At 60.9% G+C, this 21,682-nt stretch carries 24 protein-coding genes; 16 read left to right on the top strand and 8 right to left on the bottom strand.

Translation table 11 applies throughout. The annotated features are described in order from the left end of the window. Positions 1-8: 8 nt before the first annotated feature. The 8 genes from iolE to PARACOCCUSGL_RS0108745 all read left to right on the top strand — a co-directional run bounded on the left by iolE (position 9) and on the right by PARACOCCUSGL_RS0108745 (position 7,367). On the top strand, positions 9-905 hold the full coding sequence (gene iolE / locus PARACOCCUSGL_RS0108780; protein WP_010395410.1) for a myo-inosose-2 dehydratase: 897 nt from the start codon (positions 9-11) through the stop codon (positions 903-905). Between the two features lie 10 nt (positions 906-915). Beyond that, complete coding sequence (locus tag PARACOCCUSGL_RS0108775; protein ID WP_010395408.1) at positions 916-1,098, top strand: hypothetical protein; 183 nt, start codon at positions 916-918, stop codon at positions 1,096-1,098. Then, positions 1,098-1,913, top strand: a complete 816-nt coding sequence (gene iolB, locus PARACOCCUSGL_RS0108770; protein ID WP_010395406.1) for a 5-deoxy-glucuronate isomerase — start codon at positions 1,098-1,100, stop codon at positions 1,911-1,913. The genes PARACOCCUSGL_RS0108775 and iolB overlap by 1 nt, the downstream gene beginning before the upstream one ends. A gap of 191 nt (positions 1,914-2,104) precedes the next feature. Beyond that, positions 2,105-3,709 carry an ABC transporter substrate-binding protein gene (locus PARACOCCUSGL_RS0108765; RefSeq protein WP_010395404.1) on the top strand — a complete coding sequence of 535 codons (1,605 nt, stop codon included), beginning with the start codon at positions 2,105-2,107 and terminating at the stop codon, positions 3,707-3,709. A gap of 72 nt (positions 3,710-3,781) precedes the next feature. Further along, positions 3,782-4,789 (top strand): ABC transporter permease subunit, encoded by a 1,008-nt coding sequence (locus PARACOCCUSGL_RS0108760; RefSeq protein ID WP_029371878.1) that lies wholly within the window; start codon positions 3,782-3,784, stop codon positions 4,787-4,789. Then, positions 4,786-5,688 (top strand): ABC transporter permease subunit, encoded by a 903-nt coding sequence (locus PARACOCCUSGL_RS0108755; protein ID WP_010395401.1) that lies wholly within the window; start codon positions 4,786-4,788, stop codon positions 5,686-5,688. The genes PARACOCCUSGL_RS0108760 and PARACOCCUSGL_RS0108755 overlap by 4 nt, the downstream gene beginning before the upstream one ends. Positions 5,689-5,691: 3 nt before the next feature. Further along, a complete protein-coding gene (locus tag PARACOCCUSGL_RS20435) occupies positions 5,692-6,531 on the top strand; it encodes an ABC transporter ATP-binding protein (RefSeq protein ID WP_010395398.1) in 840 nt (279 codons plus the stop codon). Further along, the gene (locus PARACOCCUSGL_RS0108745; RefSeq protein WP_010395397.1) at positions 6,528-7,367 is read left to right on the top strand and encodes an ATP-binding cassette domain-containing protein; all 840 of its coding nucleotides are present in this window, start codon (positions 6,528-6,530) and stop codon (positions 7,365-7,367) included. Before PARACOCCUSGL_RS20435 ends, PARACOCCUSGL_RS0108745 begins: the two co-directional genes overlap by 4 nt. 90 nt (positions 7,368-7,457) lie before the next feature. Here PARACOCCUSGL_RS0108745 and PARACOCCUSGL_RS0108740 read toward each other — a convergent pair whose 3' ends face one another. Together PARACOCCUSGL_RS0108740 and PARACOCCUSGL_RS0108735 are read right to left on the bottom strand one after the other, a co-directional pair. Continuing rightward, complete coding sequence (locus PARACOCCUSGL_RS0108740; protein ID WP_010395394.1) at positions 7,458-8,498, bottom strand: lysine-2,3-aminomutase-like protein; 1,041 nt, start codon at positions 8,496-8,498, stop codon at positions 7,458-7,460. Between the two features lie 70 nt (positions 8,499-8,568). Then, positions 8,569-9,039 (bottom strand): Lrp/AsnC family transcriptional regulator, encoded by a 471-nt coding sequence (locus PARACOCCUSGL_RS0108735; protein ID WP_010395393.1) that lies wholly within the window; start codon positions 9,037-9,039, stop codon positions 8,569-8,571. A gap of 122 nt (positions 9,040-9,161) precedes the next feature. Here PARACOCCUSGL_RS0108735 and hppD point away from each other — a divergent pair, with 122 nt between their 5' ends. Together hppD and PARACOCCUSGL_RS0108725 are read left to right on the top strand one after the other, a co-directional pair. Further along, complete coding sequence (gene hppD / locus PARACOCCUSGL_RS0108730) at positions 9,162-10,274, top strand: 4-hydroxyphenylpyruvate dioxygenase (RefSeq protein WP_010395391.1); 1,113 nt, start codon at positions 9,162-9,164, stop codon at positions 10,272-10,274. Positions 10,275-10,277: 3 nt separating this feature from the next. Further along, complete coding sequence (locus tag PARACOCCUSGL_RS0108725) at positions 10,278-10,634, top strand: Rieske 2Fe-2S domain-containing protein (protein WP_010395388.1); 357 nt, start codon at positions 10,278-10,280, stop codon at positions 10,632-10,634. A gap of 69 nt (positions 10,635-10,703) precedes the next feature. Here PARACOCCUSGL_RS0108725 and PARACOCCUSGL_RS0108720 read toward each other — a convergent pair whose 3' ends face one another. Continuing rightward, positions 10,704-11,420, bottom strand: coding sequence for a calcium-binding protein (locus PARACOCCUSGL_RS0108720; RefSeq protein WP_010395387.1), 717 nt, complete (start codon positions 11,418-11,420; stop codon positions 10,704-10,706). Positions 11,421-11,655: 235 nt separating this feature from the next. On the opposite strand from PARACOCCUSGL_RS0108720, the gene PARACOCCUSGL_RS0108715 reads away from it, so the two are divergent. From PARACOCCUSGL_RS0108715 to PARACOCCUSGL_RS0108705, 3 genes are read left to right on the top strand one after another with little or no spacing between them, the layout of a single operon-like run. Further along, the gene (locus tag PARACOCCUSGL_RS0108715) at positions 11,656-12,006 is read left to right on the top strand and encodes a PepSY domain-containing protein (RefSeq protein ID WP_010395383.1); all 351 of its coding nucleotides are present in this window, start codon (positions 11,656-11,658) and stop codon (positions 12,004-12,006) included. Next, on the top strand, positions 12,006-12,689 hold the full coding sequence (locus PARACOCCUSGL_RS0108710) for a response regulator transcription factor (RefSeq protein WP_010395382.1): 684 nt from the start codon (positions 12,006-12,008) through the stop codon (positions 12,687-12,689). Before PARACOCCUSGL_RS0108715 ends, PARACOCCUSGL_RS0108710 begins: the two co-directional genes overlap by 1 nt. Beyond that, on the top strand, positions 12,686-14,044 hold the full coding sequence (locus PARACOCCUSGL_RS0108705) for a HAMP domain-containing sensor histidine kinase (protein ID WP_010395379.1): 1,359 nt from the start codon (positions 12,686-12,688) through the stop codon (positions 14,042-14,044). Before PARACOCCUSGL_RS0108710 ends, PARACOCCUSGL_RS0108705 begins: the two co-directional genes overlap by 4 nt. On the opposite strand, the gene panC is transcribed toward PARACOCCUSGL_RS0108705, so the two are convergent. After that, on the bottom strand, positions 14,041-14,889 hold the full coding sequence (gene panC, locus PARACOCCUSGL_RS0108700) for a pantoate--beta-alanine ligase (RefSeq protein ID WP_010395378.1): 849 nt from the start codon (positions 14,887-14,889) through the stop codon (positions 14,041-14,043). The two genes, PARACOCCUSGL_RS0108705 and panC, sit on opposite strands and share 4 nt — an antisense overlap. Beyond that, complete coding sequence (gene panB / locus PARACOCCUSGL_RS0108695; RefSeq protein ID WP_010395376.1) at positions 14,886-15,716, bottom strand: 3-methyl-2-oxobutanoate hydroxymethyltransferase; 831 nt, start codon at positions 15,714-15,716, stop codon at positions 14,886-14,888. Before panB ends, panC begins: the two co-directional genes overlap by 4 nt. A 493-nt stretch (positions 15,717-16,209) precedes the next feature. Between panB and argC the strand changes: the two genes are divergently transcribed. After that, complete coding sequence (gene argC, locus PARACOCCUSGL_RS0108690) at positions 16,210-17,238, top strand: N-acetyl-gamma-glutamyl-phosphate reductase (RefSeq protein ID WP_010395375.1); 1,029 nt, start codon at positions 16,210-16,212, stop codon at positions 17,236-17,238. Positions 17,239-17,340: 102 nt separating this feature from the next. Here the strand turns inward: argC and efp are convergent, their stop codons facing one another. Then, a complete protein-coding gene (gene efp / locus PARACOCCUSGL_RS0108685; RefSeq protein WP_010395373.1) occupies positions 17,341-17,907 on the bottom strand; it encodes an elongation factor P in 567 nt (188 codons plus the stop codon). Positions 17,908-18,043: 136 nt separating this feature from the next. Between efp and epmA the strand changes: the two genes are divergently transcribed. Beyond that, complete coding sequence (epmA, locus tag PARACOCCUSGL_RS0108680) at positions 18,044-19,102, top strand: EF-P lysine aminoacylase EpmA (RefSeq protein WP_010395370.1); 1,059 nt, start codon at positions 18,044-18,046, stop codon at positions 19,100-19,102. Positions 19,103-19,238: 136 nt separating this feature from the next. Then, positions 19,239-20,513, top strand: coding sequence for a lytic murein transglycosylase (locus PARACOCCUSGL_RS0108675; RefSeq protein WP_010395368.1), 1,275 nt, complete (start codon positions 19,239-19,241; stop codon positions 20,511-20,513). A gap of 234 nt (positions 20,514-20,747) precedes the next feature. Here PARACOCCUSGL_RS0108675 and PARACOCCUSGL_RS0108670 read toward each other — a convergent pair whose 3' ends face one another. Next, complete coding sequence (locus PARACOCCUSGL_RS0108670) at positions 20,748-21,212, bottom strand: hypothetical protein (RefSeq protein WP_010395366.1); 465 nt, start codon at positions 21,210-21,212, stop codon at positions 20,748-20,750. 7 nt (positions 21,213-21,219) lie between these two features. Next, a complete protein-coding gene (locus PARACOCCUSGL_RS21790) occupies positions 21,220-21,537 on the bottom strand; it encodes a hypothetical protein (protein WP_138918316.1) in 318 nt (105 codons plus the stop codon). Between the last annotated feature and the right edge of the window lie 145 nt (positions 21,538-21,682).

Here is a 21,682-nt window from a genome sequence, read left to right as displayed (position 1 = left end):
TTACAGGAATGATCCTTTTCGGCACCAACCCCATCGCCTGGGCCAATGACGATGACCAGCGCATCGGCGCCCATATCCCGACCGAGCAGATCCTGCATGAAGCGGGCCAGATCATCGGCTTTGACGGGATCGAGAATGGCCATCGCTGGCCCGATGATCCGGCCGCGCTCAAGGAGCTTCTGGGCAGCTATGGGCTGAAGTTCATCTCGGGCTGGTATTCGACCTCGCTGCTGACCCGCTCGGTCGGTGAAGAGATCGCGGCGGTGCAGGGGCATCTGGCCAAGCTCAAGGCCAATGGCTGCAGGGTCTGCATCGTCTGCGAATGCTCGAATACCGTTCACGGCAGCCCTGACACCCCGGTCAATGCCCGCCCGCGCCTGTCGGACGCTGAGATGGCCGGGTTCGGCCGCAAGATGGAAGAGTTCGCCCGCTATCTGGCAGATGAAGGCATCACGCTGGCCTATCACCACCACATGGGCACCGTGGTCGAGAGCCCTGAAGAGATCGACGCCTTCATGGCTGCGACCGGTCCGGCAACGCATCTGCTGTTTGATACGGGGCATTGCACCTTTGGCGGTGGTGATCCCGAGGCGGTCCTGCGTAAACATGTCGCCCGTGTTGCGCATTTCCACGCCAAGAACATCCGTCGCCCGGTGACCGAAGCCGTACGCGCCGAGGATATGAGCTTTATTCAGGGCGTTCTGGCCGGGGCCTTTACCGTGCCGGGCGACCCCGAAGGCGCGATCGACTTTCAGCCGTTGCTGCGCATCCTTGCCGAGGCCGGCTATGGCGGCTGGCTGGTGATCGAGGCCGAACAGGACCCCGAAAAGCGCAACCCGCTGGAATATCAGTCGATGGGGCTGAGGGCGCTTAAGGACATGGCGCAGGCCGCCGGGCTGCACTAGACTCGGGGCCATGCTGGTCGATCCGAAACACCCGTTTTTCCGCCCCCTCTGGGTCCGTGTCCTTTGTGCCCTGCTGCCTCTGCTTTGGGCTGGGGTCGAGCTGTCTACCGGCTCGATCTTCTGGGCAATCCTGTTCGGGGCGGCGGGGATCTATCTTTTCGTGACGCTTTTTCTGAACCGCGGCGAGGACTGATGAAACTCTTGCGTAAACCGGCCGGCCAGCACGGTCTTGTCCACCATATCACCCCCGAAAATGCGGGCTGGTCCTATGTCGGCTTTGATCTGTGGCGGCTTGAGCCGGGCGAGGTGGCCAGCGGGCAGACTGGTGGCAATGAAGCGATCCTTGTCATCGTCGAAGGCAAGGCCCGCGTCAGCGGCGCCGGTCAGGATTGGGGTGAGATGGGCGAGCGGATGGACGTCTTTGAAAAGACACCGCCCCATTGCCTGTATCTGCCCGATGGCAGCGAATGGAGGGCCGAGGCGACCACGCCGCTGACGCTGGCCGTCTGCCTGGCCCCCGGCAAGGGCGGTCATGCGCCCCGCCGTATCGGTCCCGAAGGTATCACCCTGACCCAGCGCGGACAGGGCGCGAATACCCGCTTTATCAACAATATCGCCATGGAGGCCGAAGATTACTGCGACAGCCTTCTGGTTACCGAGGTCTTTACCCCGGATGGAAACTGGTCGAGCTATCCGCCGCATCGCCATGATGAAGATGATTTTCCCCGGATGACCTATCTTGAGGAAAGCTATTATCACCGGCTGAATCCGGCGCAGGGTTATGGCATCCAGCGCGTCTTTACCGATGATGCCAGCCTTGATGAGACCATGGCGGTCCAGAACCATGATGTGGTGCTGGTACCGCGTGGGCATCACCCCTGCGGCGTGCCCTATGGCTATGAGATGTATTACCTGAACGTCATGGCAGGACCGATCCGCAAATGGCGCTATGAGAATCATCCCGATCACGACTGGATCTGGCAGCGCGACAACGCCCCGAAAAATTGAACCGGGGTGTTTAGAGGACGCGGATATCCTCTCCTCCGCCGCGTTCTCTTGGCGAAACGCCGAAATAATCGGGCTGATTTCGGCGTTTCGCTGCGTTATTATGTCATAATGACGCCAAATGCAGGCAGAGCACTTGACCTGTCAGGCAGATTCGTTTGCATCAGGGTATATCTCAAGACATGGGAGGCATTATGTCGCTCTTCTCCACCCGCCTGCTCGCGGCGTCGGCTTTTGCGCTGATGGCGGCTGCGCCGCTGCACGCCAAGACTTTCGTCTATTGCTCGGAAGGTTCGCCCGAAGGGTTCGACCCCGCGCCCTATACTTCGGGGACGACCTTCGACGCTTCGGGCCATGCGGTTTATAACCGCCTGGTGCAGTTCAAGCCCGGCACGACCGAGATCGAGCCGGCCCTCGCCGAAAGCTGGGAGGTGTCCGAGGACGGGCTGGAATATACCTTCCACCTGCGCAAGGGCGTCAAGTTCCACTCGAACGACAAGTTCACCCCCTCGCGCGAGTTTAACGCCGACGACGTGATCTTTACCTTTGAGCGTCAGGCCAATGCCGACCATCCCTGGCATGAGTATATGGCCGGGATCACCTACGAATATTATTCGTCGATGGAGATGGACAAGCTGATCAAGTCCATCGAGAAAGTCGATGATTACACGGTGAAGTTCACCCTTAACCAGCCCGAGGCGCCTTTCCTCGCCAATGTGGCGATGCCCTTCGTCTCGATCGTCTCCAAGGAATATGCCGATACGCTGGAAGCCGCTGGCACCCGCGAGGATCTGAACAACACGCCCATCGGCACCGGCCCCTTCAAGTTTGTGGCCTATCAGAAAGATGCGGTGATCCGTTACCAGAAAAACGCCGATTACTGGGGCGAGGCGCCCAAGATCGACGATCTGGTCTTTGCCATCACCCCCGACGCCTCGGTGCGGCTGCAAAAGCTTAAGGCTGGCGAATGCCATCTGATGCCTTATCCCGCGCCCGCTGATCTGGACGAAATCCGTGCCGATCCGAACCTCAAGATGGACGAGCAGGCCGGTCTGAACGTCGGCTATCTGGCCTATAACACCACGGTCGCGCCCTTTGACAACCCGCAGGTCCGCAAGGCGCTGAACATGGCCATGGACAAGCAGGCGCTGGTCGAGGCCGTCTATCAGGGCAGCGGCGTCGTCGCCAAGAACCCGATCCCGCCGACCATGTGGGGTTATAACGACACGATCGAGGACGACAAATACGATCCCGAAGCCGCCAAAAAGATGCTTGAGGAAGCCGGCGTCAAGGATCTGACCATGGAAATCTGGGCCATGCCGGTCCAGCGTCCCTATATGCCAAACGCCCGCCGCGCCGCCGAGGTGATGCAAAGCGACTTTGCCAAGGTTGGCGTCAAGGTTGATATCGTCAGCTACGAATGGGGCGAATACCTCAAGAAATCCATGGAAGAGGGCCGCAAGGGCGCCGTCATCCTGGGCTGGACGGGTGACAACGGCGACCCCGACAACTTCCTGTCGGTTCTGCTGTCCTGCGCCGGGGCCAACCCGGGTGGTGCGAACCGTTCGTTCTGGTGCAACGAAGAGTTCTCGGACATTCTTGCCAAAGCCAAGAGCAGCTCGGATCACGAAGAGCGCGTGAAGCTGTACGAAGAAGCTCAGGTCATCTTCAAACGCGAGGCTCCCTGGGCCACGCTTGCTCACTCGACGCAATATGTGCCGATGGCCAAGAATGTGACCGGTTTCGTCCAGTCGCCGCTGGGTGACTACACCTTCGAAGCCGTGGACCTGACCGAATAAGGCCATTTCCCCGGATTGAAATGCTTGGCCGTGCAGGGAATCCCCCCTGCACGGCCATCAGGTTAAGGTTCGATGCTCAGATTCATTCTCAAGAAACTGCTCTACCTGGTCCCAACCATGTTCGGGATCACGCTGGTAGCCTTTGGCTTTATCCGCCTGCTGCCCGGCGATCCGGTGCTGCTGATGGCCGGCGAACGCGGCGTCTCGCCCGAACGTTATGCCCAGATCGCGGCCCAGCTTGGCTATGACAAGCCGATCTGGCAGCAATATCTCCACTATATCGGCAACCTGCTGCAGGGCGATCTCGGCAATTCGCTGGTGACGAAAAAGCCGGTTCTGAACGAATTTCTGGCGCTGTTCCCGGCCACGGTCGAACTGGCGCTGGTCGCGATCATCATCGCCACGGCAATCGGCGTGCCCGTCGGGGTCATCGCTGCGATCAAGCGCGGTTCGTGGTTTGACCAGCTGTCGATGACCGCGGCGCTGGTCGGGTTTTCGATGCCCATCTTTTGGTGGGGGCTGCTGCTTATCATCCTGTTCTCGGGCGTGCTGGGCTGGACCCCGGTATCGGGCCGTATCTCGCTGATGTATTTCTTCCCGCCGGTAACGGGCTTCATGCTGATCGACAGCCTGCTGTCGGGTCAGAAGGGCGCCTTTGCCTCGGCGGTCAGCCACCTGATCCTGCCTTCGATCGTGCTGGCGACCATTCCGCTTGCGGTGATTGCACGGCAGACCCGCTCGGCCATGCTTGAGGTGATGGGTGAGGATTACGTCCGCACCGCCCGCGCCAAGGGCCTGTCGCCCCGTCGGGTGATCGGCGTCCATGCGCTGCGCAATGCGATGATCCCGGTCGTGACCACCATCGGCCTGCAGATCGGGGTTCTGATGGCCGGCGCTATCCTGACTGAAACGATCTTTTCCTGGCCCGGCATTGGCAAGTGGATGATCGATTCAATCTCGCGCCGCGACTATCCGGTGGTGCAGTCGGGCCTGTTGCTGATCGCCGCCATCGTGATGATCGTGAACCTGCTCGTCGACCTGACCTATGGTCTTATCAACCCGAGGATCCGGCACAAATGACCGATACCGCAGTCAAGATTTCGGATGCGGCCATCCGCCGCCGGATGCTCAAGGAGTTCTGGTTCTACTTCAGCCAGAACCGGGGCGCGGTGATCGGCCTTGTGGTGTTTGCCATTCTGGTGCTGACGGCCATCTTTGCGCCGCTGCTGGCGCCGCATGATCCGACCCATCAATACCGCGACGCGCTGCTGGTGCCGCCGTTCTGGCAAGAAGGCGGCCGGGCCGAATTTCTGCTGGGCACTGATGCAGTCGGCCGGGACATGCTGTCGCGGCTGATCTATGGCGCGCAATATTCGCTGTTCATCGGCATTGTCGTTGTCTCGATCGCCCTTGTTGGCGGCATTATCATCGGCCTTGTCGCAGGCTTTTTCGGCGGCTGGGTCGATACCGTCATCATGCGGGTGATGGATGTCGTGCTGGCCTTTCCATCGCTTTTGCTGGCGCTGGTTCTGGTTGCGGTACTGGGCCCGGGGCTGACCAATGCGATGATCGCCATCGCCATAGTCTATCAACCGCATTTTGCGCGCCTGACCCGCGCCGCGGTGATGGGGGAAAAGGCGCGCGAATATGTCACCGCCGCCAGGGTCGCAGGGGCTTCGAACCTGCGGCTGATGGTCAAGACCATCCTGCCGAACTGCCTTGCGCCGCTGATCGTGCAGGCAACGCTAAGCTTTTCCTCGGCGGTGCTCGATTCGGCCGCGCTGGGGTTCCTTGGCATGGGGGCGCAGCCGCCGGCCTCGGAATGGGGCACCATGCTGGCCGAGGCGCGCGAATTCATCCTGCGCGCCTGGTGGGTCGTCACCTTCCCCGGTCTCGCCATCCTCGTTTCGGTGCTGGCGATCAACCTGATGGGCGACGGTCTGCGCGACGCGCTTGACCCGAAACTAAAGCGGAGCTGACCGATGGGGCTTTTGAACATCCGCAACCTGACGGTGCGTTTTGCCACCTCGGCCGGCAGCTTCACCGCGGTCGATGGTATCGACGTGACTGTGGACAAGGGCGAGGTTCTCGCCATCGTCGGCGAATCCGGCTCGGGTAAATCGGTGTCGATGCTGGCGGCAATGGGGCTTTTGCCCGACATCGCCACCATCACCGCCGATGAGATGACCTTTGACGGCAAGGACCTGCTGCGCATGACACCGCGCCAGCGGCGCAGCATTATCGGCCGCGAGATCACCATGATCTTTCAAGAACCGATCGCCTCGCTGAACCCCAGCTTTACCACCGGCTACCAGATCGAAGAGGTGCTGCGTTACAATGCCGGTCTTTCGCGTCGCGCGGCGCGGGCCCGTGCGCTTGAGCTTTTCCAGCAGGTCGGTATTCCCGAACCCGAGGAAAAACTCAGAAGCTATCCGCATCAGATGTCGGGCGGCCAGTGCCAGCGGGTGATGATCGCCATGGCCATCGCCACCAATCCGCGGCTGCTGATCGCAGACGAACCGACGACGGCGCTGGATGTGACCATTCAGAAACAGATCCTCGATCTGCTGATGAAGCTGCAGGAACAGACTGGCATGGCGCTGATCCTCATCACCCATGACATGGGCGTGGTGGCCGAGACGGCAGACCGCGTCCAGGTGCAATACAAGGGCAAAAAGATGGAAGAGGCCGACGTACTCACGCTGTTCGAGGCACCTTCGCACCCCTACACACGTGCACTGCTCTCGGCTCTGCCCGAACATGCCACCGGTGACCGGCTGCCCACCGTCGGCAGCTTTCTTGAACCGGAGGTGCAGCAATGAGCGTCGTCGAAGGCCGCAACCTCATCCGCGACTATTACGTCCCCGGCTCACTGACCCGCGCGGCCAAGACGGTGCGCGCGGTCAAGGGTATCAGCTTCTCGGTCGAGCGTGGCAAGACGCTGGCGATCGTCGGCGAATCCGGTTCGGGTAAATCGACACTGGCACGGATCATTGCGCTGATCGACCAGGCCTCGGGGGGCGAGCTGCTGATCGAGGGCAAGCCCGTCGATATCGGCAAGCAGCGACCGACGCGCGAGATGCGTTCAAAGGTGCAGATGGTGTTCCAGAACCCCTACGGCAGCCTCAACCCGCGCCAGAAGATTGGCGACGTGTTGATGGAGCCTCTGCTTCTGAACACCGACACGCCCGCTGCCGAACGGCGGCGCCGCGCCGAAGAGATGCTGGTCAAGGTCGGTCTGCCGGCCGGGGTCTTTAACCGCTACCCACATATGTTCTCGGGTGGGCAGCGCCAGCGGATCGCCATCGCCCGGGCGCTGATGCTGAACCCGACGCTTCTTGTGCTGGACGAGCCGGTCTCGGCGCTCGACCTTTCCGTGCAGGCACAGGTGCTGAACCTGCTCGCCGACCTGCAAGAGGAATTCAACCTCGCCTATGTCTTCATCAGCCACGACCTGTCGGTGGTCCGCTACATCGCCGATGATGTGCTGGTGATGAACAAGGGCGAGGCGGTCGAGCAGGGCAGCCGCGACGAGGTATTTGCCGATCCCAAACACCCCTATACGCGCGAACTCTTTGCCGCGACCCCGATCACGGATGTCGAGGCAATTCGCGCCCGGGTGGCGCGCCGCAAAGCCTTGCGCGCCGCCACTGCCTGACCAAAAGCGGCCGGGACGCAACACGCCCCGGCCGCGTGCTTCTTTCGTGGCCAAATATCCTCGGGGGTCCGGGGGCGAAGCGCCCCGGTCTCAACCGTCCGGATCGCGGTATTCGTGCCTCTCGCCGCGCCAGTCGCGGATCGCATAGTGACCGGGCGCGATTTCCTCGACATAGTCAGGACCCAACGGCACCTTGCCATGCCCACCCGGCAGATCCAGCACATAGGTCGGCAGACAGGTCCCCGACAGCCGCCCGCGCAGGGCTGCCATAATCGCCTGTCCCTCGGCAATGGTGGTCCGGAAATGGCTGGTGCCGCGCGCCAGATCGCAATGATGCAGGTAATACGGCTTTACCCGGTTGCGGATCAGCGCCCGGAACAGCCCGGCCAGAACCTCAGGATCAGCGTTTACGCCCTTTAACAGGACGGTCTGGGAAAGCAGCGGGATACCCGCCCCGGCCAGCTGCGCCAGCACCGCCCGCGCCGCTTCGGTCAGCTCTTGTGCATGGTTGATATGCAGCACCACCCAGACGGCAAGCCGCTCCGGGCGCAGCGCCTCGATCATGGCCGCATCAATACGTTGGGGCGCGACGACCGGCACGCGGCTGTGAAAACGGACGATGTCGATATGCGGGATCGCCTCCAGCCGTGTCATCAGCGCCGACAGACGGCGCGCCGACAGCACCATCGGATCGCCGCCGGTCAGGATGACCTCGTGAATGGCGGGGGTGCGGGCGATATAATCCAGCGCGGCAGCCAGGTCAGGCTCGGGCAGGGTACCTTCCTCACCCACCACCTCGCGGCGAAAGCAAAAGCGGCAGTAGACCTCGCAGGTCCGGGTGATGTGCAGGATCACCCGGTCGGGATAGCGATGGGTCAGACCCGGCGTCGGGCTGAAGGCTTCATCGCTGATCGGGTCGGCCAGCTCTTCGGCACGGATATTCAGCTCGCGCGTGTCGGGCACGAATTGCGCGGCGACCCCATCGCGCGCCTCGCGCATCGCCCCGCGCATGGCGGGAGAGACACGGATGCGAAACCCGGCTGCCACCCGATCCAGCGCGTCTGCATCATCCGGGTGGGCAAGTCCGGCCTCGATCAGGGCAGGAACTGTGGTGATGGGACGCTGGGACAAGGCGGATGCTCGCGGCTGGTAGAGGGGCGGTTTATCGACCCGCCCGCGTGGCTTGGCAAGCCCCGGCCCATCAAGGCAACGCGAGGCTGCGATCGTCCTTCAGCGTCTTCAAGACGATCTCAGAGCGTACCTGCGCCACCTGCGGCTGCGGCAGCAGATGACGATGAACAAAGTCCGAGAATGCCTCCAGATCGCGTACCCGCACATCAAGAATATAGTCCGCATCACCCGAGACCGAAAATGCCGAGCGGATCTGCGGATGGGCCGCGACGAAACGGGCAAAATCATCCTCTTTGCCCTGGCCATGGCTGCGCAGGTTCACACGGATGATGGCGCGCAGGCCAAAGCCCAGTTTTTGCGGGTTCAGCCGCGCGGCATAGCCTTCGATCACGCCGGCCTCTTCCAGCGCTGCGCGCCTGCGTGAACATTGCGAGGCCGACAGGTTTACCAGTTCGGCCAGCGCGGCATTCGTCATCGCCCCGTCACGCTGCAGGGCGTTGAGTATGGCGATATCGAATCCGTCTATGCGAACTTCTTGCATTGATCTGACCTGTAATGCGCGATTCATGCCTTTTTATCGCGATCATGGCACATATTGCGCCATTCTTGCATCGAAAATGCGCGATCATTGTCCCAACAGACGCGAACAGAGGAGGAGACGCCATGGGTCCGTTCCCGCATGACGCCCCGAAAGCCACGATCAGCCCCAGCAACCCGGCCGGAACCGACGGTTTCGAGTTCGTCGAATTCGCCCATCCCCAGCCCGAGGTTCTGGACCGCATTTTCCGCCAGATGGGCTTTGTCCCGGTGGCAAAGCATAAAAGCCGCAACATCACCCTCTATCGTCAGGGAGACATCAACTATCTGCTGAATGCCGACCCTGACAGCCATGCTGCGGGGTTTGTGGGTGAGCACGGCCCCTGCGCCCCGGCGATGGCCTGGCGCGTCGTGAATGCGCAGGTAGCGTTGAAACGGGCGCTGGATCTTGGCGGGACCGAATATACCGGTTCCGGAAAATCCATCGACGCTCCGGCGGTTTATGGCATTGGCGGCTCGCTTTTGTACTTTGTCGACCGCTACGGTGATTTGGGCAGCGCCTATGACACAGATTACGATTGGCTGGACGAGCGTGACCCGCGTCCCGAGGGGCTCGGTTTCTACTACCTCGACCACCTGACCCATAATGTCATTCGCGGCAATATGGACACCTGGTACAAGTTCTATCACGACACGTTCAATTTCCGCGAAATCAAGTATTTCGACATCAAGGGTCGCCAGACCGGGCTGGTCAGCCGGGCGTTGACCTCGCCCGATGGCAAGATCCGTATTCCGATCAATGAATCGACCGATGATCACAGCCAGATCGAGGAATATTTGCGCGAATACAAGGGCGAGGGCATCCAGCATATCGCCATCGCCACCGAGGATATCTACTCGGCGACCGATCGCATCGCCGCGGCGGGGATGAAGTTCATGCCCGGCCCGCCCGACACCTATTACGAAATGTCACATCGCCGGGTCAAAGGCCACGAAGAGCCGATCCCGCGGATGAAAAAGCACGGCATCCTCATTGATGGCGAGGGCGTTCTGGGCGGTGGCATGACCCGGATCCTGTTGCAGATATTTTCCAGGACCGTCATTGGACCGATCTTTTTCGAGTTCATTCAGCGCAAGGGTGACGACGGTTTTGGTGAGGGCAACTTCCGCGCCCTTTTTGAGTCGATCGAAGAGGATCAGATCCGCCGCGGCGTGCTAAAGATCGACGCAGCCGAGTAAGCGATGAGTTGGCGCGACTATGCCTCGGCCCCGCCTGCAGGCACCGATATTTGTGCCGATGCTGATCTGGACCGTATCCGCTGCCTGACCGTGGAAAGCGACAATGGGCATTTTCCCCTGTTGCTGGTGCGGCTAACCGAGGAGATCCGGGCCTATGTGAACGCTTGCCCGCATCATTATCTGCCCTTGGATCACCTTGGCGACAGTATCCTTTCGGCCGATGGCAGACGGCTGATGTGTTCGGTCCATGGTGCGACATTCGACATCGCAAGCGGCGCGGCGGTGCAGGGTACGGATTGCGGACTTGACCCGGTGCCTCTGATGATCAGCAACGGCATGATCCGCATCGCGGGGGCCTGAACGCCCGCATGAGAACGCCGCCGCAATGGGATGCGGCGGCGTATTTCATCAGGACATGAAGGGCAGATCTCAGAAGATGAAATCGCTCATATCCAGCTGACCCAGTTGCATGTCACGGATGGTGACCGTGGTGTCGGCCGAAAGGCGCAGCACCAGATCGTCGCCAACCTGCTGGGCGTTCTTGATCACCGCCTGCACCTGAGCACGGCTGAAGTCATCAAAATCCAGACGGTCAACACCGTTCTGGAAATCGGTGATGATGTCACGGCCGTCGCCACGCTCGAATTCAAAGATATCGGCACCGGCACCGCCGTTCAGCACGTCATTGCCGCGACCGCCTTCCAGCTTGTCATTTCCATCGCCGCCATAAAGGCGATCATTGCCGTCGTCTCCCTCCAGCTCATCATTGCCTGCGCCCGCAACCAAGGTGTCATTGCCGGCGCCGCCTTCCAGCTCATCCCGGCCCGCGCCGCCGTGGAGGTAATCAGCACCGCGGCCACCGTTCAGGTCGTCATTGCCATTGCCGCCGCTGAGCCGGTCGTCACCGTTGCCGCCATAAAGAGTGTCGTTGTCGTTGCCGCCGCGCAGGAGGTCATTGCCGTTACCACCGCTCAGGCTGTCACGGCCGTTGCCACCTTCCATCGTGTCATTGCCGTCACCGCCGAACATGGTGTCGTTCCCATCCAGGCCGTACAGTTTGTCATTGCCGCCCAGGCCCGACAGCCAGTCACCGTATTTGGTCCCGGTCAACCGTTCCGAGAGAGAAGTGCCGATCTTGCGTACCATCGAACTAAATCCTTTCCTTTGCTCCAGCAGCGGTAGTGTTCCGCGATGATCGCTGAGCAATGCCATAACCATGCTGACAACGATCTGACCCGAACTGTCAGCACTCTGTCAGTTTTCTTAAACAGAGGTGTATTGAAAGGAAAGAAAACCCGCATAGCGGCAGAATAACCGCAAGACAGCATGATGCCGCCGTTTGTCAGTCAGATGTCAGCGATTTCTCTTTATGAATAGAACCATGAAAAGATGCGCTCTGCTGATCCTGATTCTGACTTTTCTGCCACCGCCCGCGGTCGGACAGCGGGCTGGGGTCTATTCCGTGCAGGACTCCTCGACGCCAGATTTTGAATTCGCCCGTGCTGCGGTCGAACGTGGTGAGATTCTGCCCCTTGCCGTGGCGCTGAAGCAGCTGCAAGAAACCCATCCGGGGCAGGTCACGGAAATCGAAATGGATCAAGAGGATGGCCTGCTGATTTATGAGGTCGAACTCATCACTACCGATGGCCGGCTGATCGAGGTCGAGATGGATGCCAGGACCGGCACCATCATCAAGCTTGAGGAAAGCGATGATGAAGAGGACGACGACTGATGCGCGCCCTTGTGGTTGAGGATGAGCTGCGGATTGCCGCGGATCTGGAACGCGCGCTGAAAGCGGCGGGGTTTCTTGTCGAGTTGGTGGCCGATGGCGAGACAGCGTGGTTTCGCGGCGGCACCGAGAATTACGACCTGATCGTGCTGGATCTGAACCTGCCGCGCCTTGACGGGCTGACCGTGCTCAAGCGCTGGCGGGCCGAGGGTTGCGAAAGTCCGGTTCTGATCCTGACCGCGCGCGGTGCCTGGACCGAGCGGGTTGAGGGTATAGACGCCGGCGCCGACGACTACCTGCCCAAGCCATTCCGTATGGAGGAACTGATCGCCCGCGCCCGCGCGCTGGTGCGCCGAGCTGGGGGAAGGGGCAATGCGACCCAACAGATCGGGCGGCTGACGGTGGACATCAACCGCATGACCGCCTCAATCGACGGTATTCCGGTGTCGGTTACGCCGCTGGAGTTCCGGCTGATCGCATATCTTGCCGTGAACCGTGATCGCACCGTACCGCCGACCGAGCTGTTGGAGCATCTTTACGGCGACGATGATTCGCGCGAACTGAATGCTGTTGAAGCCATCATTACCCGGTTGCGTCGCAAGCTGGGCGCCGGCGTGATCGGGACCCGTCGCGGTTTTGGCTATCACCTCGAAGGGGGCGAGGCGCAGATGCAGGGCAGCGCGTGATCCGCTCGATCCGCTGGCGGCTGGTGCTGGCGGGGGCGCTGGCGATTGCGCTGGCGCTCGCGCTGTCCGGCTTTGGCCTGGCGATCCTGTTTGAACGCCATGTAGAACGTGTCACCATCGCTGATCTGCAAGCCCGGGCGCTGGCCCTGACGGCGATGGTGCAACCGGGAGGGGCCTCGGGCCCACGTCTGCGCGAATCGCCCGAAGACCCGCTATATGACCAGCCGTTCTCTGGCCATTACTGGCAGGTAGAGCTGGGGGATGAGATCCGCCGCTCACGCTCGCTTTGGGATCATGTGCTGGTGACTGGTCAACCCGTCCCATCCCCGGGCGAGGTCAAGGTACGGTCGCTGCCCGGCCCTCAGGGTGAGGCGCTGCTGGCTGTCGAGCAAAGCCTGATGGTCGGCCAAAGCGCCAATCCGGTGCCCCTGCGGATCATCGTTGCCTCGCATCGCTATGAGCTTGAGCTGGCGCGACGTGGCTTTCTGGGCGATCTGTTGCCCTATCTTGGACTGCTTGGGGCGGTGCTGCTGCTGGCAAGCTGGCTGCAGATCACCGTGGGGCTGCGGCCTTTGGCGCAGGTCGGCGCAAGGGTGGCCGAGCTGACCTCGGGTTCGCGCCCGCGCATTGGCCGCGATTTGCCGACCGAGGTAATCCCGCTTGCGACCGAAATCGACAAGCTTCTGGATGCCCGCGAGCAAGAGCTGGCACGCGCCCGTCACCGCGCCGCCAATATGGCGCATGGGTTCAAGACGCCGCTACAAGCCCTTTTGGGCGATGCGGCACGGCTGCGCGCCCGGAACGAGGATGAAATCGCCGGCAGTATCGAAACCATCGCCACCCAGATGCACCGCCATGTCGATCGTGAACTGGCGCGTGCACGCATCCAGTCAGACCGCAACACCTCTGGCGCTGAGCCTGAACGAATCGCTGCCAAGTTGGTTGAGGTTCTGCGTCGGACCCCGATGGGGGCGGCGCTCGACTGGCAGGTGCCAAAACCCTCTGGCCTGCGGGCCCGGATCGACCCTGACGATCTGACCGAGGCGCTTGGGGCGCTGCTTGAGAACGCCATGCGCCACGCCCATGAGATGATACAGGTTTCGATCAAGGCAGAGGATGGGCATATCCACATAGGTATCCGCGACGACGGCCCCGGTGTGCCCGAGGCCGAATTGACGCGGTTGACCCAACGCGGGCTTAGCCTTGACCCGAGCGGACAAGGGCAGGGCATCGGCCTTGCCATGGTCGCCGATATCACCGATGCAGCGCAGGGCGAATTGCGGCTGAGCAACGCCCGGCCCGGTTTCCTGGCCGAGCTTGTCTTTGATGCACTGCCTGCACAGCCCGGCGCTTAGGGCAGATTGACCGCCACATTGTCGATCAACCGTACGCCATCAAGCCATGCCGCAACCAGCAATCGCGTTGCGCGGCCGGCCTGCGGCGCCTCAAGCGTGTCGCCATCGCGCAACTCCAGGTATTCCACCGGGGTAATTCCTGCCGCCTCAAGCTCGGCCGTCGCTACTGTCAAAGTTGCCTCGACCGGCTCGCCCGCCTCGATCTTTCGCGCGGCCTCGAACAGGGCACGGGGCAGGGCGGCGGCGCGGCTGCGGCCCTCGGGGCTAAGGCGCTGGTTGCGGGACGAAAGCGCCAGCCCATCCTCGTCACGGACACAGGGGCAGGGGACAATCTCGACCGGCATTTTCAGGTCCTGCACCAGCCGCCGCACCAGCTGAAGCTGCTGCCAGTCCTTTTCGCCGAAAAAGGCGCGATCAGCCTGGGTCATGTTGAAAAGCAGCGTCACCACCGTCGCCACTCCGTCGAAATGGCCGGGGCGATGCTGCCCCTCCAGCGGTTCGGTTACGCCCGAAACCGAAATGACCGTCGCATGACCCGGCGGATAAACCTCATCACCATCGGGAACAAACAGCGCATCCACGCCAAGCGGCCCCAAAAGCGCCGCATCGGCGTGTTCGGTGCGGGGGTATTTCGCAAAATCCTCGGAACTGTTGAACTGGCGCGGATTGACGAACAGGGTGACGATCACCCGGTCGCAACTGGTCCGCGCTGCGCGCACAAGGCTAAGATGACCCTCATGCAGCGCACCCATGGTCGGCACCACGCCGATGGTCTCGCCCCGGGATTTCCAGTGGCGGATCAGGGCGCGCAATTCGGCAAGCGGGCGGATGATCGGCGCACTCATGCGGGTTTGCCCTCGCCAAAGGCATGTTCCGGACCGGGAAAGCGGCGCGCACGTACCTCGGCGGCATAGGCGGCGATTGCCGCATCCGCGTCCTGGCCAAGTTCGGCGTAACGTTTGACGAATTTTGGCCGAAAGTCCGAGAAAAGCCCCAGCATGTCATCGACGACCAGAACCTGCCCGTCGCAATCAGCACCAGCACCGATCCCAATGGTCGGCACAGCGATTTCCCGGGTGATGCGATGACCCAAAGCCTCGGGCAGTTTCTCAAGCACCACCGAGAATGCTCCGGCCTCGGCCAACGCCCGCGCATCAAGGGCGATACGGTCAGCCTCGGCCTGACCACGTCCTTGCACCTTGTATCCGCCAAGGGTGTTCACCGATTGCGGGGTCAGCCCGACATGACCCATGACGGGGATGCCGCGCGCGACCAGAAACGCCACGGTTTCCGCCATATGCTGCCCGCCCTCAAGCTTGACGGCCTGACAGCCCGTCTCGGCCATCAGGCGCGAGGCGTTGCGGAATGCCTGTGCCGGCCCCTCTTCATAGCTGCCAAAGGGCATGTCGACCACCAGACACGCGTGGGACAGGCCGCGCGCGACGGCCTTGCCGTGCAGGATCATCATTTCCATGGTGACGCCAAGGGTCGAGGGCAGGCCATGCAGAACCATGCCCAGACTGTCGCCCACCAGCGCAATGTCACAATGCGCATCGACCAGCCGCGCCATCGGGGTGGTATAGGCGGTCAGGCAGACCACGGGTTCGCCGCCCTTGCGGGCACGGATATCGCCGGGACCAAGGCGGTCCTTGCGTTCGGGGGTCGCACTCATATCAATCCCTCTCCGTCAGTCCTGGCCTTGGCGGCCGCTGCCCGAATATTGGATTCGCGCCCGCATGTCTCGCAATAAAATGATGCAGATGCAGCATTCTTGCGCAGGATTATGATCTGACCGCATTGATTGAATTATTTATTCATATATTACAGTTAATTATATGGTATATGTCGAATTTGGAGCATGTTTGCAAAATCTGCGCTCGCCAATCTCCGGCACAGGCAGGCGGGCGTTCCGCCCAACGGTGGAAGGAAAAGATTCAATAACTTCTAATTATATAATAGTAAAATCAGAATGATAAACATAAAATCTATAAAACTTCAAGGTAAAGCACTTTCCCGACCATTCACCCCAAGCCGCTGCCTCCTCCCGCGCGCAGCTTGACATGGCGGCGGGCCGGGCATAGTGCCGGTTCCGGCCGCCGCGAGGTTGCGGAATGGGCCAAAACCATCCTCGGCCGCCGCCGCGGCCAGTTCCTCGGGGTCGAAACATGACGCTGAAAGCCGCCATCCTTGGTGCTTCGGGCTATACGGGGGCGGAGCTTGTCCGCATCCTGGCCACCCATCCCCGGATCGAGGTTGCCGCACTGTCGGCTGACCGCAAAGCCGGGCAGGGCTATGATGAGGTTTTCCCGCATCTGCGACATCTGAAGCTGCCGCCCCTGATGCGGATGGAAGAGATTGATTTCTCGGGCATCGACGTGGTTTTCTGCGCCCTGCCGCATGGCCTTAGCCAGCCGCTGGTCGGCCAGTTGCCGCGGGATGTCAAGATCGTCGATCTGGGCGCCGATTTCCGGCTGCGCAACCCCGAGGATTACAAACACTGGTACGGATTAGACCATGCAGCGCCCGAGGTTCAGCCTGAGGCAGTCTATGGCCTGACCGAATTCTATCGCGACCAGATCCGCGACGCACGCCTTGTCGCCGGAACGGGCTGTAATGCCGCCACGGTACAATTTGCGCTGCGGCCGCTGATCGGCTCGGGGCTGATCAATCTGGACGATATCATCTGCGATCTCAAGAACGGAGTTTCCGGGGCAGGGCGCTCGCTCAAGGAAAACATGCTGTTCGCCGAACGCTCCGAGGATGTTGCGGGCTATTCGCAGGGCGGAAAACACCGCCATCTGGGCGAGTTCGATCAAGAGTTTTCGGCGCTTGCCGGACGCGAGGTCCGCATTCAGTTCACCCCCCATCTGGTGCCGGTGAATCGCGGCATCCTTGCATCCTGCTATCTCAAGGGCGAGGCGCAGGCCATTCATTCGGCCTTGGCCAATGCCTATGCCGATGAACCTTTTATCGTCGTCCTGCCATTTGGCCAGCTGCCGGCCATGTCACATGTGCAGGGGTCGAATTTTTGCCATATCGGCGTGATTGGGGACCGGATCTCGGGTCGCACACTGGTCGTCTCGACGCTGGACAACCTGTGCAAAGGGTCCTCGGGGCAGGCGGTACAGAACGCCAACCTGATGCTGGGCTTGCCCGAGACCGAAGGGCTGATGCTCGCACCCATTTTCCCCTGACGACGGGTTATCCGCACAACCCGCACAATCTGCGGATATAATCCGAAAATAAAAAAGGGCGGGGGATAGCACATCCCCCGCCCTGAATTTTGGGCCTGCAGTTCAGGCCTTGGCGCGTTCGACATAAGTCAGGTCAGCGGTGTTGATGATCACCTTGGTGCCAACGCCGATATGCGGCGGGACCATGATGCGCACGCCGTTATGGGCCACAGCGGGCTTGTAGCTTGACGAAGCGGTCTGGCCCTTGACCACCGGCTCGGTCTCGACAACCTCGACGGTCACTTTCTGCGGCAACTCCAGGGCGATCGCTACACCGTTATGCACCTGCAGGAAGACGCGCACGCCGTCCTCAAGGAACACCTTGTCATCACCGACCACATCGGGCGAAACCACGATCTGCTCATAGCTCTCGGGCTCCATGAAGTGGTAGCCTTCGCCATCCTCATAAAGGAAGTCGTATTCGCGTTCGTCCACATGGGCACGTTCGACCTGCTCGGTGGTTTTCCACCGCTCCGAGACCTTGGTCCCGTCCGAGATGCGGCGCAGATCAACCTGAGTGACGGGCGTGCCCTTACCGGGGTGAAAGTTCTGGGCGGTCAGAACGACATAAAGTTTGCCGTCGATCTCGACGACATTGCCTTTGCGAAGGCTGGAGGCGATGACTTTCAAGGCGGTTTCCCTTGCCTGCTTTTCAAGTTCCGAAAGGCCAGCTATCGAGGGCCGGCGAAGATGATACCCCATAGCGTTTTTCGCAGCTTTGCGCCAGCCGCAAGCAGAAAACGACACTCAGGAAGGAGTCGCGCGCATGAACCCCCCTTTGAACGGCGCAAAATCCAGCCCGTGGTGGGACCGCAACCACCATGCCGGGCGGCGACCTTTGCTGTTGGCGCGCAACCGTATTCAGGCGGCGATCCGCGACTGGCTTGGTGCACAGGGCTTTGTCGAGGTCGATCCGCTGGCGCTGGCCGTAAGCCCGGGGAATGAGGCCCACTTGCACGCATTCGCTACCAGCCGGATCGGCAATGATGGCGAGGCTCAGCCGATGTATCTGCACACCAGTCCCGAATTTGCGATGAAAAAGCTGCTGGCGGCGGGTGAAGCGCGCATCTTTGCCTTTAGTCACGTCTGGCGCAACCGCGAGTGCGGCGCCCTGCATAGCCCCGAATTCTGTATGCTGGAATGGTATCGGTCAGGCGAAGATTATCGCGTTCTTTTCGATGATTGCGCGCAATATCTAAGGCACGCGGCCGAGGTTGCGGGGGCCGAGGCGCTGCGGTTTCGCGGGGCCGAATGCGACCCCTATGCTGCACCTGAGGTGATGTCCGTTGCCGAGGCTTTCCGCGAGTACGCCGGTATAGATCTGCTTGCGACCTGCGACGGCTCCGAAACCGATGCCGGCGCATTGCGGGCACAGGCCGAGGGGCAGGGGATCCGGCTGGCTGCGGATGACGGCTGGTCCGATATTCTGTCGCGTATTCTGGTCGAAAAGGTCGAGCCGCATCTTGGTATGGGCCGGCCACTGATCCTTGATCGCTACCCTGCGGCCGAGGCGGCGCTGGCCCGCCCGACCTCAGGCGACCCGCGTGAGGCTGAGCGGTTTGAGCTTTATGCTTGTGGGGTCGAGCTTGCCAACGGCTTTGGCGAGCTGACCGATCCTGTTGAGCAGCGCCGTCGCTTTCAAGCCGAGATGGATGAAAAAGCGCGAATCTATGGCGAGCGTTATCCGCTGGACGAGGATTTTCTGGCCGCATTGGCTTTCATGCCGCCTGCTTCGGGCTGCGCCTTGGGGTTTGACCGGCTGGTCATGCTGGCAACCGGAGCGCCCCGAATTGATGAGGTCATCTGGACGCCACTTATAGAATAAGCAAAATCAATGTCTAATTAATAATATATTATGTTATTTCTTACATAGCGGTGCTTTGCCACCGGCAAGATTTCGGCTTTCAGCATTGAAAATCCGCGGTTAGGCTGGGGCAAAACGCTTTGACGAAGGAACGGGCATGCGGCTTTCTTTGCGACTTTCAGCGACGCTTACAGCCATGGCTTTGCTGCTTGGCGGCTGCGCCGGGAATTACACCGGCATGGGCGTGCCGCAGCAGGAACAAGAGATCAAATGGGGCCGCTATCAGAACCCGCCGCCCGAAAAGGTTGCCGGGCTGCAAAACTGGGTCGAGGGTTTCAAGGCACGAGCACGCGCCCAAGGCATCAGCGACAGCACGCTAAGCACCGCATTCCGCGACGTGACCTATAACCCCGAGGTCGTGCGGCGCTCGCAAAACCAGGCAGAATTCAAGAAATCTCTGTGGGAATATCTTGAAAACGCGGTCTCAGAGAAACGCCAGAACAATGGTCGCGCGGCGCTGGCGCAATATGGCAATGTGCTGAGCCGGATCGAGGCGACCTACGGGGTCGATAAAGAGATCGTCACCGCCGTCTGGGGCATGGAATCGACCTATGGTGAGCGGCGCGGGGACCTGCCGCTGATCGAGGCGCTTTCGACGCTTTCCTATGAAGGCTACCGGGGTGATTTCTTCCGCAGCCAGCTGATGGCGTCGCTGCGCATCCTGCAAGCGGGCGACATCGACCCTGGACATATGACCGGCAGCTGGGCCGGCGCCATGGGCCACACCCAGTTCATTCCGACGACTTATCTAAGCTATGCTGTTGATTTCACGGGGGACGGCAGGCGCGATATCTGGTCGAACGATCCCTCTGACGCACTTGCATCAGCCGCGAATTATCTGGCGAAATCCGGCTGGCAGCCGGGTCTGCCCGCTGCAGTCGAGGTGACGCTGCCCGCAGGGTTTAACACTGGCCTCGCCGGCAAGGGCAAGCGCCGCAGTGTTGCCGAGTGGCAGTCGCTTGGCATTCGTCAGGCAACCTCGCGGCCCTTGCCGCCTGGCGCCGCCTCGGCCGAGCTGATCCTTCCCGGTGGCTCATCCGGTGCGGCTTTCCTGATCACGCGCAATTTCCACGCCATCCTGCGCTATAACAACGCCGACAGCTATGCACTGGCGGTGGCGCATCTGGCCGACCGGCTCAAGGGTTATCCGGGACTTGCGAACCCGTGGCCCGCCAATCATCCCGGCCTGAGGATCGAGCAGCGCAAAGAGATGCAACGCCTGCTGACCGCGCGCGGCTTTGATACGCAGGGCGTCGATGGCAACGTCGGCTCGAACACGATCAATGCGATCAAGGCCTATCAAACCTCGCGCGGACTGCCGGTGACCGGCGAGCCTTCTGCCGCGCTGCTTGAACAGCTGCGTCGGGGCTGAGTAGTGGCAATAGACCGGGCGCAATGAGCGTCCGGTCTGCTTCTCGTTTGGTTAACCTGCTGACGCAATTTAATTACATAATACAGATTATCGGACATTTACTCTTGTGAGGTGAAAGCCCGTGAAAACAGTGGCTTTTGGGAAGATTCTGCCTCTGCTTCTGCCTGTTGTGGCTGGCGCAGTTGGCGGCTTCCTTGCTACCGCCTATCCCGCCATACATCAAGCTCTTTGCCTTCAGGTCGTCTGATATGTCGGTCTTGGGGGCACGTTGCCAGCGCCGTCGCTGGCCTGCTGATTAGCGGCTTGTTCGGTCGTAACAGCAAGGCGCAAGGCGTTGATTACAAAAAGCTGCGTCGTAATGCCGAAGCCACAGGCTTCAATCCGCTGACCGCGCTTATGGCTGGCGGCGGTGCTGGCTATCAACGTGAGTTCAATCCCGCTCTGTCTTCGGGCGCGTTCATCGCTGATGCGATCTCGCGCGGGGTTGATACCTATTTCAGCTTGATCAATGAGCAAGCGACTCAAGCTGATCGTGAGGCAGAGGCCGTGCAGGCCGTGCGCGAACATGAGTGCCGCAAGGACCTCATCGCTTTTGAACATAACCTTAATCGGACCAAAACCGGCTTTGGTTATGATCTGACATCGGTTCAACCGTATAACCGCCCACGCATCGATCGCCGAAACGCATTTCGGGCGCATTCATGCCTTACTTCGCGTGGCCACGCCCTGCCCAACGATTTTGTAGACGCGATCGTCCTTGAGGCTTGGCAGCCCTGTCTTTCTGCACAAGGGTTTCCCGCGCTTTGGGGTTTGCTGATGGATCATCCCTGCCTGGGACCCCGCCCCCGTCGATGTCGACGCATCGGACGAAAGCCCGGATATGGACCTGGCGGACTTCAACGGCATCAGCGCCCACGACGCGACGCGCATCCGGCGCCGGGTCAAACGGATGCTCGAGCGCCGCAAGGCCCCCACCAACAATAACGACGTCATACTCCATCGACTCGCGGACGATTTCAGACATGTTCGATTCCTCTGGACGGAGCCCCGGGGAGGTAAGTGACAAGGTTCCGTCCTTCCCGACTGACCGAAGATGTCGCCTGAGCTTTTGTCATTGCTGCATTACGGCAGGTTTTAGCCCTTACAACTTCTGCGTGAGTTCTGGAACG

The sequence above is a fragment of the Paracoccus sp. TRP genome, assembly GCF_000185925.1.
GTDB classification, from domain to species: Bacteria; Pseudomonadota; Alphaproteobacteria; order Rhodobacterales; family Rhodobacteraceae; genus Paracoccus; species Paracoccus kondratievae.
The sequence above is the reverse complement of the archived record's forward strand: the minus strand, read 5'-3'. Positions and strand labels throughout refer to the sequence as shown.

Excerpts from the sequence above, each read along its gene's own strand:
- iolE (WP_010395410.1), top strand. The coding sequence starts at position 9 with ATGATCCTTTTCGGCACCAACCCCATCGCCTGGGCCAATGACGATGAC.
- PARACOCCUSGL_RS0108775 (WP_010395408.1), top strand. The coding sequence starts at position 916 with ATGCTGGTCGATCCGAAACACCCGTTTTTCCGCCCCCTCTGGGTCCGT.
- iolB (WP_010395406.1), top strand. The coding sequence starts at position 1,098 with ATGAAACTCTTGCGTAAACCGGCCGGCCAGCACGGTCTTGTCCACCAT.
- PARACOCCUSGL_RS0108765 (WP_010395404.1), top strand. The coding sequence starts at position 2,105 with ATGTCGCTCTTCTCCACCCGCCTGCTCGCGGCGTCGGCTTTTGCGCTG.
- PARACOCCUSGL_RS0108760 (WP_029371878.1), top strand. The coding sequence starts at position 3,782 with ATGCTCAGATTCATTCTCAAGAAACTGCTCTACCTGGTCCCAACCATG.
- PARACOCCUSGL_RS0108755 (WP_010395401.1), top strand. The coding sequence starts at position 4,786 with ATGACCGATACCGCAGTCAAGATTTCGGATGCGGCCATCCGCCGCCGG.
- PARACOCCUSGL_RS20435 (WP_010395398.1), top strand. The coding sequence starts at position 5,692 with ATGGGGCTTTTGAACATCCGCAACCTGACGGTGCGTTTTGCCACCTCG.
- PARACOCCUSGL_RS0108745 (WP_010395397.1), top strand. The coding sequence starts at position 6,528 with ATGAGCGTCGTCGAAGGCCGCAACCTCATCCGCGACTATTACGTCCCC.
- PARACOCCUSGL_RS0108735 (WP_010395393.1), bottom strand. The coding sequence starts at position 9,039 with ATGCAAGAAGTTCGCATAGACGGATTCGATATCGCCATACTCAACGCC.
- hppD (WP_010395391.1), top strand. The coding sequence starts at position 9,162 with ATGGGTCCGTTCCCGCATGACGCCCCGAAAGCCACGATCAGCCCCAGC.
- PARACOCCUSGL_RS0108725 (WP_010395388.1), top strand. The coding sequence starts at position 10,278 with ATGAGTTGGCGCGACTATGCCTCGGCCCCGCCTGCAGGCACCGATATT.
- PARACOCCUSGL_RS0108720 (WP_010395387.1), bottom strand. The coding sequence starts at position 11,420 with ATGGTACGCAAGATCGGCACTTCTCTCTCGGAACGGTTGACCGGGACC.
- PARACOCCUSGL_RS0108715 (WP_010395383.1), top strand. The coding sequence starts at position 11,656 with ATGAAAAGATGCGCTCTGCTGATCCTGATTCTGACTTTTCTGCCACCG.
- PARACOCCUSGL_RS0108710 (WP_010395382.1), top strand. The coding sequence starts at position 12,006 with ATGCGCGCCCTTGTGGTTGAGGATGAGCTGCGGATTGCCGCGGATCTG.
- panC (WP_010395378.1), bottom strand. The coding sequence starts at position 14,889 with ATGAGTGCGCCGATCATCCGCCCGCTTGCCGAATTGCGCGCCCTGATC.
- panB (WP_010395376.1), bottom strand. The coding sequence starts at position 15,716 with ATGAGTGCGACCCCCGAACGCAAGGACCGCCTTGGTCCCGGCGATATC.
- argC (WP_010395375.1), top strand. The coding sequence starts at position 16,210 with ATGACGCTGAAAGCCGCCATCCTTGGTGCTTCGGGCTATACGGGGGCG.
- epmA (WP_010395370.1), top strand. The coding sequence starts at position 18,044 with ATGAACCCCCCTTTGAACGGCGCAAAATCCAGCCCGTGGTGGGACCGC.
- PARACOCCUSGL_RS0108675 (WP_010395368.1), top strand. The coding sequence starts at position 19,239 with ATGCGGCTTTCTTTGCGACTTTCAGCGACGCTTACAGCCATGGCTTTG.
- PARACOCCUSGL_RS0108670 (WP_010395366.1), bottom strand. The coding sequence starts at position 21,212 with ATGCGCCCGAAATGCGTTTCGGCGATCGATGCGTGGGCGGTTATACGG.
- PARACOCCUSGL_RS21790 (WP_138918316.1), bottom strand. The coding sequence starts at position 21,537 with ATGTCTGAAATCGTCCGCGAGTCGATGGAGTATGACGTCGTTATTGTT.